At 33.5% G+C, this 14,485-nt stretch carries 14 protein-coding genes and 1 riboswitch; of the genes, 13 read left to right on the forward strand and 1 reads right to left on the reverse strand.

Annotation, left to right across the window (positions count from 1 at the left end; all coding sequences use genetic code 11):
* The first annotated feature begins 227 nt into the window (after positions 1-227).
* The 10 genes from FJOH_RS07740 (at position 228) to FJOH_RS07785 (ending at position 10,541) form a co-directional block, all read left to right on the forward strand.
* A complete protein-coding gene (locus FJOH_RS07740; protein WP_044047569.1) occupies positions 228-416 on the forward strand; it encodes a hypothetical protein in 189 nt (62 codons plus the stop codon).
* Between the two features lie 73 nt (positions 417-489).
* Positions 490-1,794, forward strand: coding sequence for an O-acetylhomoserine aminocarboxypropyltransferase/cysteine synthase family protein (locus FJOH_RS07745; protein ID WP_012023569.1), 1,305 nt, complete (start codon positions 490-492; stop codon positions 1,792-1,794).
* A 110-nt stretch (positions 1,795-1,904) separates the two neighbouring features.
* Complete coding sequence (locus FJOH_RS07750) at positions 1,905-2,993, forward strand: homoserine dehydrogenase family protein (RefSeq protein WP_044048256.1); 1,089 nt, start codon at positions 1,905-1,907, stop codon at positions 2,991-2,993.
* A 544-nt stretch (positions 2,994-3,537) separates the two neighbouring features.
* Positions 3,538-3,729: a hypothetical protein gene (locus FJOH_RS07755; protein ID WP_044047570.1), complete on the forward strand. Its 192-nt coding sequence runs from the start codon at positions 3,538-3,540 to the stop codon at positions 3,727-3,729.
* A 190-nt stretch (positions 3,730-3,919) separates the two neighbouring features.
* Positions 3,920-4,028, forward strand: a riboswitch (SAM riboswitch).
* A gap of 79 nt (positions 4,029-4,107) precedes the next feature.
* Complete coding sequence (locus FJOH_RS07760) at positions 4,108-5,091, forward strand: alpha/beta fold hydrolase (RefSeq protein ID WP_235023006.1); 984 nt, start codon at positions 4,108-4,110, stop codon at positions 5,089-5,091.
* 1 nt (position 5,092) lies between these two features.
* Positions 5,093-7,507 carry a bifunctional aspartate kinase/homoserine dehydrogenase I gene (thrA, locus tag FJOH_RS07765; protein WP_012023572.1) on the forward strand — a complete coding sequence of 805 codons (2,415 nt, stop codon included), beginning with the start codon at positions 5,093-5,095 and terminating at the stop codon, positions 7,505-7,507.
* An 89-nt stretch (positions 7,508-7,596) separates the two neighbouring features.
* The gene (locus FJOH_RS07770) at positions 7,597-8,022 is read left to right on the forward strand and encodes an OsmC family protein (protein ID WP_012023573.1); all 426 of its coding nucleotides are present in this window, start codon (positions 7,597-7,599) and stop codon (positions 8,020-8,022) included.
* Between the two features lie 142 nt (positions 8,023-8,164).
* Positions 8,165-9,337 carry a trans-sulfuration enzyme family protein gene (locus FJOH_RS07775; RefSeq protein WP_012023574.1) on the forward strand — a complete coding sequence of 391 codons (1,173 nt, stop codon included), beginning with the start codon at positions 8,165-8,167 and terminating at the stop codon, positions 9,335-9,337.
* A 160-nt stretch (positions 9,338-9,497) separates the two neighbouring features.
* Entirely contained in the window at positions 9,498-9,989 is a 492-nt protein-coding gene (locus tag FJOH_RS07780; RefSeq protein WP_012023575.1) for an RDD family protein, read from the forward strand.
* 141 nt (positions 9,990-10,130) lie between these two features.
* A complete protein-coding gene (locus tag FJOH_RS07785) occupies positions 10,131-10,541 on the forward strand; it encodes an RrF2 family transcriptional regulator (RefSeq protein WP_012023576.1) in 411 nt (136 codons plus the stop codon).
* Positions 10,542-10,618: 77 nt separating this feature from the next.
* On the opposite strand, the gene FJOH_RS07790 is transcribed toward FJOH_RS07785, so the two are convergent.
* Positions 10,619-11,401 carry a sulfite exporter TauE/SafE family protein gene (locus tag FJOH_RS07790; RefSeq protein ID WP_012023577.1) on the reverse strand — a complete coding sequence of 261 codons (783 nt, stop codon included), beginning with the start codon at positions 11,399-11,401 and terminating at the stop codon, positions 10,619-10,621.
* A 312-nt stretch (positions 11,402-11,713) separates the two neighbouring features.
* On the opposite strand from FJOH_RS07790, the gene FJOH_RS07795 reads away from it, so the two are divergent.
* The 3 genes from FJOH_RS07795 (at position 11,714) to cysD (ending at position 14,471) form a co-directional block, all read left to right on the forward strand.
* Entirely contained in the window at positions 11,714-12,601 is an 888-nt protein-coding gene (locus tag FJOH_RS07795) for a sulfite exporter TauE/SafE family protein (protein ID WP_012023578.1), read from the forward strand.
* A 25-nt stretch (positions 12,602-12,626) separates the two neighbouring features.
* Complete coding sequence (locus FJOH_RS07800) at positions 12,627-13,337, forward strand: phosphoadenylyl-sulfate reductase (RefSeq protein WP_012023579.1); 711 nt, start codon at positions 12,627-12,629, stop codon at positions 13,335-13,337.
* 234 nt (positions 13,338-13,571) lie between these two features.
* Entirely contained in the window at positions 13,572-14,471 is a 900-nt protein-coding gene (gene cysD, locus FJOH_RS07805; RefSeq protein ID WP_012023580.1) for a sulfate adenylyltransferase subunit CysD, read from the forward strand.
* Positions 14,472-14,485 lie beyond the last annotated feature (14 nt).

The raw sequence follows: 14,485 nt of genomic DNA on the forward strand, positions 1-14,485 counted from the left end.
ATTACATTTACTCTATCGAATTAGTCGAGTTTAAAAAAGATAAATTTTAAAAGAAATGAAAACAATAGCAGGAAAAAATATGATGTGTTGTAGTATGATGCAAATGTGCATCCAACCTTGCTGTTGCCAAAAGTAAAAGATACAATCTTTGTTATAGTTACACTATAAGCCCTTTTGGTCGCCATCCGAAAGGGCTTTTTTCATTTCAACACTTTAAATTAAAAATCATGAAAACATTAAATTCCATAGCAGTAGAATATTTATTGAGAAACGATTCTCAAAATGACAATAACAAATCAGAAAATCTAACAAAAGAAATCACAAGAATCAATTCAGAACAAGATAGAAAAGTTCAAAAATCATTACTGTTTCAAATGTATGATCTTGAAATAGAAGGAGAATTTTCTTTTGCTTAATCACCACAAAATTTAATTACAATCAGATAACAATATATAATAGTATTAACAATACCTAAAAAACTAAGAAATCATGAGCACACAAAAATTTGCAACAAACGCATTACACGCAGGACACGATGTTACCAAAAATTCAGGAACAAGAGCAGTACCAATTTATCAGACATCATCATACGTATTTAATAATGCCGATCATGCTGCCAATTTATTCGGTCTTGCCGAAGCCGGATTTATTTACACAAGATTAAATAACCCAACAAACGATGTTTTAGAACAGAGGCTTGCCACACTCGAAGGCGGTATTGGAGCTGTAGTTACGGCATCTGGAGCATCAGCAATTTCTACCACTTTATTAACTTTATTAAGAACCGGCGATCATATCGTCGCATCAAATAGTTTATACGGCGGTACTTACAACTTATTAAGCGTAACATTACCTCGTTTAGGAATTACAACCACTTTTGTAGACCCTTCAGATCCACAAAATTTCACTAAAGCAGCAAAAGAAAATACCAGAGCATTTTTTGTAGAATCTTTAGGAAATCCAAAATTAGACGTATTAGACTTAAAAGCAATTTCGGCAGAAGCCAAAGCATTTAAAGTGCCATTTATAGTAGACAATACAGTTGCGACACCTTATTTATTAAACCCAATTAAATATGGTGCCGATATTGTAATTCACTCATTAACTAAATATATAGCCGGAAACGGAACATCATTAGGCGGTGTAATTATCGATGCCGGAAACTTTGACTGGGCTAATGGAAAATTTCCTGAATTTACAGAGCCGTCTGCAGGATATCACGGATTAGTATATCACGAAGCTTTAGGAAATGCAGCCTTTATTGCAAAAGCAAGAATCGAAGGATTACGAGATTTCGGAGCTGCTTTGAGTCCGTTTAATGCTTTTCAGATAATTCAGGGATTAGAAACACTTCCAATCCGAATTAAAAAACACAGTGAAAATGCTTTGGTTCTGGCCGAATGGTTAGAAAAACAAGATGAGGTAGTCTGGGTAAATTATCCAGGTTTGAAATCAAATAAATATTATGATTTAGCCAAAGAATATCTTCCGGAAGGGCAAAGCGGTATTATCACCTTTGGATTAAAAGGAGGTTTTGACGCCGCTAAAAAAGTAGTAGACGAAACGAAGTTATTCTCGCTTTTGGCCAATATTGGCGACACAAAATCGCTGATTATTCACCCTGCAAGCACTACTCACCAGCAATTGTCTGAAGAAGACCAATTGGCTACAGGAGTATCAAAAGATTTAGTCCGACTTTCTGTTGGAATAGAAGATGTTGAAGATTTAATTGCCGACTTACAAGCGGTTTTTGAAAGCGTAACCCAATCGCAGTACAGCATCAATAAGAATTAGGTTTTTTTGTTTTTTGTTTGAAAAATTGCCTTTAGCAGCGTGAGTTCTGCTAGAGGTGATTTTTTATGAAAAGAAAATCATCATACAGATATATTTTAAAAATTAAAATTATGTCAAAGCTTAAAATAAATATCATCCTATTTGGAATAGGAAATATAGGAAGCACATTAATCAATCAGATTATCGAAAGTCAGGAGTTTTTTCTGCAAAGCAAAAATGTTGATTTTCATTTTCCTATCATCACCAATTCTACAGTAGCCTTTTTCGAGAAAGAAGGTGTTGGATATGCCTGGGAAACCAATTTTAGAGAATTGGCTGTTCCGTTTAGAGTCGAAGATATTATTGAATTTGCAAAAGAAAACGAATTCGAAAATCTTATTGCCGTTGATGCCACTGCCAGCGACGAATTGATTGGTCATTATAATACTTTAATCGAAAACGGATTCAATATCGTGGCTGTAAACAAAAAAGCCAATACGCTCCCAATTGATCTCTATAAAAAAATTAGGGAAAATCTAAAAAAATACGACAAAGAGTTCTTGTATGAAACCTCCGTAGATACAGGATTTCCGGTTTTGCAGACATTAAGAGATTTGTATTATTCAGGAGAAAAAATAACCAAAATACGAGGTGTGTTTTCAGATAACCTGAGTTATGTATTTAATCGTTTTTCGGCCGAAGAAAACTCTTTTTCCTCTATTTTAAAAGATGCCAGCCTTCTCGGATTAATGCGTTCTACATTTAAAGAAGATCTGTCTGGAAATGATACAGCCAGAAAATTATTGATCCTGACGAGGGAAATAGGAAAAGAATTCGAATTTTCAGATATCAAAATTCATCCTCTGATAAGAGAAGAACATTTAGAAAAAAATGGAATACTGAATAAAGATGCTATTGATAAATCATTTAAAATTGCCAAAATAACCCAAAAAGACAATCACGTCTTACGATATATAGGAGAATTTGATGTTGAAAAAAATACTCTCGAAGTAAAATTAGTCTCAGAACCTGTAACATCAGCAATTGGCCAGTTAAAAGGTTCAGACTCTATTTTCGAAATTTACACACAATCTTATGCTAATACTCCAATTGTGCTTCAAAGCGCATCACCGTGCAAACAGGCAATTTCGAGAGGTTTAATAACCGATATTCTAAAAGTTGCAGAAAAAATAAAAAATAAAGAAGCAGTCTGGCTTTAGTGGTTTTTCAATATTAGATAGTTCTTTGACAGATTGAAACAGAAAGTTAGATATTTTTTGTAAGATTTAACCTTCTTTAATTCAAAATGTAATTTTGTAAGATGTTTTTTAACGATAAAAAGCTTTTTTTTAACGTTTTTTAAGAAAAAATAAGCTTTTATAACTTGCAATATTAAAAAAATATTCGCAAATTTGTAAGACAAGTTAGAACTGTTAAAAAAGCAGTAATAATTGTTAAAATAGACAAAAACACTTTTTCGATTTTAATCACATCAAAAAAGTTTATAAAAAATACTAAATGCAAGATTTTTTAAAAATAACAGTCAAATCACAAATGAATAAGTCCCTACAGATGAACAAGATGTTCAATGTCGCACGTATTTGTGTATGCGTCTGTTGATACTAAAAGTATATATAAGTTGTATAAAACTTAGACCCTTTTGGTATTAAAAATCCAAAAGGGTTTTTTTATTCCATTTAGCATCATAACAAAGAATTAAAGTAAACATAAGATTAAAAAATAACTAACATAAACTTAAACATCATGAGCGCAATTAACTACTTAAGAAAAAAATTCAGAAGTACAAAAACTGAAAGAAACAATCCGCCGCCAGCAAATGAATTGATCCACCCAAGTTTCGGAATAACTGAAACAGATAAAAAAGCGGTAAAAAAAGCACCAAATTCATTGTTGTTTTTGATGTATTCTAAAGAAAATGAAACGCTTTTCATCTAAGTTGAAAAGTACCATCATACAGGGCTGAAACCTGCATAACATTACTGGGCATAACGTTCGGTAATTTTGTGCGTACAATAGTTTCTGATTGAATTATGTTTAAGAAATTGAATAATCAGTTTCGATAAAATTTGTTAGTTTAAGAAATTAGTAGTTAATTTGCACCGTTAAGTTCAAAAACGTATTGAAAATGTTATAAAGAAAGGAGGAGGGATTAGACCCGATGAATCCTTAGCAACCCTTCGTTAATTCGAAGAAGGTGCTGCATTCTACCACGCCCAAACGTGGAAAGATAACAACAAGAATTTTTCTAGTTTCAACTCTAGACTTTCTTTCTAATATTTCCACATACAAATCAAAAAGTAAAAAGATTTGAAATTGGAAAATATACCAAGTCCCATTATAATTCAAGATTTCATCACCGAAAGTGGTGCACTGTATCAATCGTTACCGTTAAGTTTTACACTTTCCGGAAAACCGTTGTATACCGCTCCAATTGTTTTGGTTAATCATGCCTTAACCGGAAACGCACAAGTTACCGGCGAAAATGGCTGGTGGAGTGATCTAATCGGCGAAGCCAAAACTATCGATACCAATCAATATACCGTTTTAGCATTTAATGTTCCCGGAAACGGAACCGATTCGTTTATAATCGAGAATTATCAGGATTTTACAACCAGAGATATTGCCAAAATCTTCATCAAAGGATTAAAAGCACTGCATATTGAAAAAGTTTTTGCCATAATAGGCGGTTCTGTCGGCGGAGGAATCGCTTGGGAAATTTTGGCTCTGGACCCCAATATTACAGAACATTTAATTCCTATTGCTACCGATTGGAAATCGACTGACTGGATGATTGCCAACTGTTTCCTGCAAGAACAAATTCTAAACAATTCTTCGAGACCAATCGAAGATGCCAGAATACACGCTATGTTGTGTTACCGTTCTCCGGAATCATTCAAAGAAAAATTTCAGCGAACCATCAATCAGGATCTTTTGATTTTTAATATCGAAAGCTGGCTGGCTCATCATGGCAAAAAATTACAGCAGCGATATCAGTTGTCATCTTATAAATTGATGAACCAATTGCTTAAAACCATCGATATTACCAGAAATAGTGAGGATTTCGAAACGTTAATATCTAAATCAAATGCTGCGATTCATATCGTGGCTATCAATTCAGATTTGTTTTTTACACCAAAAGAAAATCTGGAAACCTACAATGAATTAAAGAAATTTAAAAACAATGTTTTTTACAGCGAGATTGATTCGGTTCACGGACATGACGCTTTTTTAATCGAGTACAAACAATTAGATCATTTACTTGCCGATATTTTTAAGGCAGAAACAATAGCAAAATAAAATGAAAGTATTAAAATTTGGAGGTAAATCATTATCAAACGGAGAAGGACTTAACAAAGTAGTTTCAATCATTTCAGATAAAGTAAATCAAGGCGAACAAATTGCCGTAGTCGTTTCTGCCCGAGGAAATGCGACAGATGAATTAGAAGATATCTTAAGAATTGCTGCTAAAAACGGTAATTATAAGCCTTTATTAGAAAGTTTTAAAGCATACCAGACTTCAGATTATCCGCAGGTAGATTTATCTGAGGAATTCAATATTTTAGATAAATTATTTGAAGGAGTTAGTCTTATTGGTGATTACAGCAATAAAATTAAAGATCAGATTTTGTCAAAAGGCGAATTGCTTTCGGCTAAATTATTGACTTCAATTTTAGTTGAAAAAGGAATTCCTGCCAATTTTGTTGATACAAGAGAATTGTTGAAAACAGATTCTAAATTTGGCGACGCCCAGCCTTTAGAACAGCTTTCAAAGAAAAACGTTATCAATTATTTCAAACTTCATAATGGTGAAACAGTAAATATCGTTACTGGTTTTATTGGTTCAAACAACAACAACGACACCACAACTTTAGGAAGAAACGGAAGCAATTACACCGCTTCGTTAATTGCTAATTATCTGGATGCAGAAGAACTTCAAAACTTTACACACGTTGACGGAATCTATACAGCAAATCCAGATTTAGTTGCCGATGCTAAAAAAATCGAATTTTTATCGTTTAATGAAGCAAATGAATTAGCCAATTTTGGAGCAACAATTCTGCATGCCAAAACGATAATTCCTTTATTAGAAAAAAATATTCCGCTTCGTATTTTAAATACATTCAATCACGAAAATCACGGAACTTTAATCACTTCAAATTCTGCTAAAGAAGGAATTAAAACCCTTTCTGTTTTAGAAAATGTATCTCTTGTAAATCTTGAAGGACGAGGATTACTTGGAAAAGCCGGAGTTGATGCCCGAATTTTTAAAGTAATGGGCGATCACAACATCAGCGTAAGCATTATTTCGCAAGGTTCTTCTGAAAGAGGAATTGGATTAGTTGTGGCTAAAGACAAAGCAACTCTTGCAATGGTTGAATTAGAAAAAGAGTTCGAAAACGACTTTTATTCTAAAGATGTAAACCAGATTACAGTGACTGATAATGTTTCGGTAATTTCTATCATCGGGCAGGATTTAAGTACATTCCATAAACCATATACAGCTTTAATCAAAAATAAAATAGTTCCAATTTTATTCAACAATACCGTTACTGGTAAAAACGTGAGTTTGGTTGTTAAAAAAGAAGAATTAAACAAAGCCTTAAACGTAATTCACGGAGAGATTTTTGGAGTTTCTAAAAAAATCAATATTGCGATTTTCGGTCACGGATTAGTGGGCGGAACTTTGATTAATCAAATTTTAGAATCGGCTTCTGCAATCGAAAAACGAAAAGATATTAAGCTGAATGTTTTTGCTATCGCAAACTCTAAAAAACTGCTTTTAAATAAAAATGGCGTAACTCCAAGCTGGAAAAACGACATTGAAACAAAAGGCGAATCATATACGATTCAGGACATTATTGATTATGCAAATGAATACCATTTAGAGAACTTAATTGCAGTTGATAATACAGCGAGTGCTTCATTTGTAGAAAATTATGTTACACTGGTAGAAAGCAGTTTTGACTTAATTTCGTCAAATAAAGTCGCTAATACTTTAACGTATGGTTTCTATAAAGAATTGAGAAAAGCTTTGGCAGAAAATCAAAAGAATTATTTGTACGAAACAAATGTTGGAGCTGGATTACCGTTAATTGATACAATTAAACTGCTTCACCTTTCAGGAGAAAACATTACAAAAATTAAGGGAGTTTTCTCAGGAACATTAAGTTATTTATTCAATAATTTTTCTGCAAAAGATGCTCCATTCAGCGAAATTCTGCAGGAAGCCATTGATAACGGATATACAGAACCAGATCCGCGTGAAGATTTATGCGGAAATGATGTGGGAAGAAAATTATTGATTCTGGCAAGAGAATTAGATTTGCAAAATGAGTTTGAAGAAATTTCAATTCAAAATTTAATTCCGGAGCACTTACGTGAAGGAAGCGCTGCCGATTTCTTGACAAAATTAAAAGAATTTGACCCAATTTATGCGAAGATAAAAGCAGAACAACAGCCAAATCACGTATTAAGATATATTGGTGAATTGTCTGGAGATTTGCAGAATGACAAAGGAAATTTAGAAGTAAAATTAGTTTCAGTACCTTCAGATACTGCTTTAGGCGGATTAAAAGGTTCAGATTCTTTCTTCGAAATTTATACAGAATCTTACGGAGATCGTCCAATCGTTATTCAGGGAGCCGGTGCAGGTTCTGCCGTAACAGCAAGAGGAGTTTTTGGAGATATTTTGAGATTATCTGATAAGGGATAATTGATTTTAGATTGCAGATTTTAGTCCCGATAGCTATCGGGATAGATTTAAGATTTGAATTCAAACAAAACAAAAAAAATAACAACACAATGAAAGTAACACTTAACAGAGTAAATGACGCATTTCATTTTAAAGTAAAAAATGAACGCGGACACATAGTTGACGTTGACAGCAGAGCTGAATTTGGCGGAAGCGATTTAGGTGCAAGTCCAATGGAATTAGTTTTAATGGGAGTTGCAGGGTGCAGCGCTATTGATATGATTTCGATTTTAAAGAAACAGCGCCAGGAAATCACTTCTTTTAACGCTGAAGTTGAAGGAACACGAGTGCAGATTGAAGAAGCAAAACCTTTTAAAGAAATCGATGTGGTTTTCTATTTAGAAGGAGAAATCAACCCGGAAAAAGCAAAAAAAGCAGCGCAGCTTTCTTTTGAAAAATACTGTTCGGTTGCCAAAACAGTTGAACCAACAGCAACAATTAAATACAAAGTTGTCTTGAACAGCGAAGCTTTATAATAGAATTAGAAAATTAGTCAATTAGGGAATTAGATAATTCTCTGTTAATTGAAAAAAACTAGAAAGATTATTTTGCGAAACTCTGTTTTCACTTTGTGAATCTTCGCGAAATAAACCGTTCAAAAAACAAAAAAACAACACAATGAACACAGAAGAATTTGGTTTTGAAACACAAGCCATTAGAACACAATTAGAAAGATCACAATATTTAGAACATTCGGTGCCTTTGTACCTGTCGTCAAGCTTTGTTTTTGAAGATGCCGAAGATATGAGAGCTTCTTTTACAGAAGAAAAAGAAAGAAATATTTACAGCCGTTTCAGCAATCCAAACACAACTGAGTTTGTGGAGAAAATCTGCAAAATGGAAGGAGCTGAATCTGGTTATGCATTCGCAACAGGAATGGCTGCGGTATATTCTACTTTTGCCGGTTTATTGAATTCAGGCGATCATATCGTTTCTGCAAGCAGTGTTTTTGGTTCTACTCACGCTTTGTTTATGACTTATTTTCCAAAATGGAATATCGAAACTTCTTATTTCGAAATTAATAAGCCGGAAACAATCGAAAGTTTCATCAAACCAAACACTAAAATTTTATACGCCGAATCTCCAACAAATCCCGGAGTAGATGTTATCGATTTAGAATTGTTAGGAAATATTGCCAAAAAACACAACTTGATTTTAATTATCGACAACTGTTTTGCAACGCCATATTTACAACAGCCAATTAAATTTGGGGCGCATTTAGTAATTCATTCTGCTACAAAATTAATCGACGGACAAGGCCGCGTTTTAGGCGGGGTAACAGTTGGTAATGCCGATTTGATCAGACAGATTTATTTGTTTTCAAGAAATACAGGACCGGCATTATCACCATTTAATGCTTGGGTTCTTTCAAAAAGTTTAGAAACTTTAGCCGTTCGTGTCGACAGACACTGCGAAAATGCTTTAAAAGTAGCTGAGTTTTTAGAAAGTCATCCAAATGTAAACAGCGTAAAATATCCGTTCTTGAAATCGCATCCACAGTATGAAATTGCTAAAAAGCAAATGAAAGCGGGTGGAAACATTATTGCATTTGAAATTAAAGGTGGTATCGAAGCAGGAAGAAAATTTCTGAATTCAATCGAACTTTGCTCATTATCTGCAAATATTGGTGATACAAGAACAATCGTAACGCATCCGGCATCGACAACGCACAGTAAATTATCTGAAGAAGATCAATTGGCAGTAGGAATCACGCAAGGTCTTGTTCGTGTTTCTGTAGGTTTAGAAACTGTAGAAGATGTAATTGCCGATTTAAAACAAGCGCTTGGATAAATCTCTTAGATTTAAAAATTCAAATTATATATTAATGACGATTTTTGACTGTAAATTTATTACTGTTAAAAATCGTCATTCTTTTTGAGTGATACTTGAGTAAAAATTATATTTTTGTTTCGGAAGAAAAACTAATACAGTCAAAATTAACCATATAACAATGAGTCAATCCACTTACATTCTTGATGATAAACTATTAGCTTCTGTTGGAGCGCGGTTTTTAAATTATATTATAGATCTTTTTGCTTTTATAATTCTTTTTGTGATAACAGCACTTTTTTTGGGAATTTTAATAGGTTTAGGATTTACAGAAATTGGAGTGTGGATGGATAATATGGGAGATTTTGGATGGAATGTTATTGCTCTTTTTATTTCATTAATTTATTATCTAGTGATGGAAGGCTTATTTTCAAGATCAATAGGGAAATTTATTACCGGAACTATTGTGGTTGATGAAAACGGTCAAAAACCTGACTTTGGAACTATTTTTAAAAGAAATTTATGTCGTTTTATCCCGTTTGATGCATTTACTTTTTTAGGAGGTTCGCGAGGCTGGCATGATTCTATTTCTCATACTTATGTGGTTAATAAAAAAGCACTGGATGAAGAAATTAAAATATTTCATGAGTTTAATTTAATAGGAAACAAATAAGTAATTTGATAGAATTAGTAGAATTTAACTATTCGTCTGTTATTTTTCTCATTTAAAAAGACTATTTTTGTTGCAGAAAAATATGAAGTTTGTTTGTTTTAGAAAAAATATAAAATTTACAATCTCATCTAAAATATAAAAATGCTTTCAAAGAAGACAAAATACGGAATTAAAGCCCTTACATATTTAGCCAGGAGAGAAAATAACGAACCTGTACAAATTGCCGAAATTGCCAAAAGTGAACATATTTCGATTAAATTTCTGGAAAGTATTTTATTATTACTTCGAAATTCAGGATTTCTTGGTGCCAAAAAAGGAAAAGGCGGTGGTTACTATTTAATTAAAGATCCGAAAGATATTAGTATGGCTAAAGTGTATCGTATTTTAGAAGGTCCAATTGCGCTGCTTCCATGTGCAAGTCATAATTTCTACGAAAAATGCGACGACTGCGATGACGAATCTACTTGTGCTGCAAGACGGTTAATGACAGAAGTTCGTGATAATACACTCAAAATATTAGAAAGTAATTCTTTAGCAGATATTGCGTTCTAAGAATTAGTTAATCCATAATAAAAAAGACCATTTCTAAATTCGAAATGGTCTTTTTTATTTTTTAAGAAATTTTAGTTTTAAAAAATCAATTTATATCCGGCCATAAAAAGCATTAAGGCTATGGCATTTCTTAGAAACTGATCTGGAACTTTTCCGCTCAGCATACTTCCCATATATATTCCGGGAAGCGATCCCATTAATAATTGTCCCAAAAGGGCTAAATCTAAATTTCCCATAGACGCATGGCCAAGTCCTGCAACTAGTGTTAAAGGAACAGCATGTGCAATCTCAGTTCCTACTAAACGAGGAGTTGGCAGTAATGGATAAAGGAAAAATAAAGTTACAGTTCCTAAAGCTCCTGCTCCAATAGAAGTTAGGGTTACGGTTGCGCCTAGTAAAACTCCAATTGCAATCGTGAGCATATTTTGTGTAGTGCTTTCACTGTGAAATTTATCTCCGGCATGTTTTTGAGAATATTTTAAAATTTTATTTTTAAATATAATGGCGACTGAGGTAAACAATAAAGCCCAGCCTAAACTATATTTAATAACACGATTTATTGTTTCAATATCAGTTTTAATACTGTTTAAAATCCATAAAGTAACTAAAGCTGCTGGAACGCTGCCAAGAGTAAGCCAGCCTGTAATTTTCCAGTTTATGTTTCCTTTTTTATTGTGAACAAAAACGCCTCCTGCTTTAGTAAATGCGGCATATAATAAATCAGTTCCTACAGCGGTTGTTGGCGGAATGTTGAAGTATAATAAAATTGGAGTCATTAAGGAACCGCCGCCAACTCCGGTCAGTCCAACAATAAAACCAACGGCTAATCCTGCAATTACAAGACCTATTTGAAAATCCATAAATAAAAGTTTGGGGCTAAAATACAATAATTTTATAATAATCCTATCGATTTTATAGAGATTAGAAAATGTATTTAATTATCAAATATTTTTGACGTCTAAATTGTTGAAATATCCTGCAATACGGCATTATTTGTGAAATTATACTGCATAATTCTTAATACTCTCTTTTAGAATGTAATAAATGACTAATTGAGGGCTCAAAAAAATAATAATATTGCTTTGTAATTTAGAAATAAGTAGTATTTTTGCAAAGTAATCTATTAACCCGATAGGGTAATAGTTTTTCGAAACAAATTTAAACTTTTTAATATGGAGAAAGAACTGAAAATAAATAATACAGCCTCTTTTAAAGAGAAGCTTTGGATTGGAATTCCTGTTGTTTTACTAGTAGGTTTATTATTCACTTTAATATACAAGCATCACGCTGAATTTTCCTGGGACGGATTTGTAGCAGGATTCAATCAGGAATTTTTAGTGTTTTTTGCCATTGGAGTTTTTGCTCAATTGGTAGACGGAACACTGGGAATGGGATATGGAGCAACTTCAACCTCATTTTTATTGGCTTATGGAGTACCGCCGGTTATGAGCAGTACCGCAGTTCACGTTTCTGAAATGTTTACAACGGGCGCATCGGCACTTTCTCACCATCGTTTTGGGAACATCAATAAAAAACTGGTAAGGCATTTATTGATTCCGGGAGTTTTAGGTTCTATTACTGGAGCTTATTTGTTGTCAGACGTAATTAATGGCGATGTTATTAAGCCATTTATTGCGGTTTACATGATTATTTTGGCGGTTATCATTATCAGAAAAGCGTTAAAAAAGAATATTGTAAAAAAGAAAACTAAAAAATTAGGTGCTTTAGCAGTTTTCGGCGGATTTATGGATTCTGTTGGAGGCGGAGGCTGGGGGCCAATTGTGACTTCAACTTTATTAGGAAGAGGAAGAAACCCAAGATATACTATTGGTTCTGTAAATGCTGCAGAGTTTGCCATTTCATTTGCAAGCGGTATCACATTTATGCTTTTTGGAGGAATCCACGGCTGGCAGGTTATTATAGGACTGATTTTAGGAGGAGTATTTTCGGCACCTTTAGCAGCTTATTTAGTAAATAAAATCAAAAGAAAACCAATGATGGTTGCTGTTGGAGTTCTAATTATATTATTGAGTTTAAAAACATTATCTAAATTATTATAATTCTTTAGATAGGGAGAAAGAGATTATGAGTGCGATTATTGTACAAGAATTATTAGAGAAAACGAAAGATTTCTCACTTGACGAAACCTTAGTTTTTTTAGCAGAAGAATTTCCGGGAAAAGTAATTTTTTCGACTTCTTTTGGGCAGGAAGATCAGGTAATTACTGATTTTATTGCAAAAAGTAACACAGATATTACTGTTTTTACTTTAGACACAGGAAGATTATTTCAGGAAACGTATGACGTTTTTCACAAAACATTAAAAAAGTATAAAAGACCAATTGAGGTTTATTTTCCAGAAGCGGCGGCTGTAGAAAATTTACTAAAATCAAAAGGACCAAACAGCTTTTACGATTCAGTTGAAAACAGAAAAGAATGCTGTTTTATTCGAAAAGTGGTTCCGTTGAGAAAAGCTTTATCAGGAAACGCAGTTTGGATTACTGGTTTAAGAGCAGAACAATCAGAAAACAGACAAGATCTAAACTTGTTTGAATACGACGGAAACTTCGAAATCATCAAATTTAATCCGTTATTAAAATGGACTTTAGAAGAAGTTGAAACGTATTTGTCAGAAAATAATGTTCCTCAAAACGCTTTACACAAACAAGGTTTCGTAAGTATTGGATGTGCGCCTTGTACGAGAGCGATTTTCCCTGGAGAAGATATCAGAGCCGGAAGATGGTGGTGGGAGTCAAGCCATAAAGAGTGCGGGCTTCACAGTGCGAAAAAAGAGTAAGTAGAAGAAAGAAGCAATAGCAAAGAAAATAGATTTAAAGTTCCGAAGGAACGATTCATATTGTAGCGCCGGATTTTAATCCGGGGGGAGAGGTGATAAAAAATAATAGATTTTATCCATTGAAGAGAGAATAAAGAGAATATAATAAAGAGTGAAGATTTTAGACTAGGCGAAAATGTGAAACTTAAACCTGAAACAAAATTTTCACAACATAAAATATCAAACAAAAAAACAATGAGTTCAGTATTAAAAACAAACGCTTTAGAGAGTGAAGCGATATACATTTTCAGAGAAGTAATTTCACAGTTTGACAAACCGGTTTTACTTTTCTCAGGAGGAAAAGATTCTATCACATTAGTGCGTTTAGCGCAAAAGGCATTTTTCCCTGCTAAGATTCCGTTTCCTCTATTACACGTTGATACGGGACATAATTTCCCTGAAACAATTGCTTTCAGAGATAAATTGGTAGAAGAATTAGGTTTAGAGCTAATCGTTCGTAATGTTCAGGATGCTATTGATGAAGGAAAAGTGGTTGAAGAAACTGGGAAATATTCAAGCCGTAACAGCTTACAAACAACAACACTTTTAGATGCAATTGAAGAATTTAAGTTTGATGCTTGTATTGGTGGTGCACGTCGTGATGAAGAAAAAGCAAGAGCAAAAGAACGTATTTTCTCTGTTCGTGATGATTTCGGTCAATGGGACGAAAAAAATCAGAGACCAGAATTGTTTGATATTTTGAATGGAAAAATTGAAAATGGACAAAACGTTCGTGTTTTCCCAATTTCAAACTGGACAGAATTAGATGTTTGGAGTTATATCGAAAAAGAAAATATCGAGATTCCTTCAATCTACTTCTCACATAAAAGAAAAGTTTTTTTGAGAGACGGTTTAATCTGGTCGCATTCTCCTTTTGTGTACCAAGAAGAAGACGAACAAATCGAAGAAAGAATTGTTCGCTTCAGAACCGTTGGAGATATGAGTTGTACAGCAGCTGTTGAATCTTATGCAGCAACAATCGAAGAAGTAGTTGGAGAAATTAGATCATCAACTATTTCTGAAAGAGGAGCCAGAATCGACGACAAACGTTCTGAAGCTGCAATGGAAAAGAGAAAACAACAAGGATATTTTTAAGTTGTTGGTTGATA

Source organism: Flavobacterium johnsoniae UW101, assembly GCF_000016645.1.
Lineage (GTDB): Bacteria > Bacteroidota > Bacteroidia > Flavobacteriales > Flavobacteriaceae > Flavobacterium > Flavobacterium johnsoniae.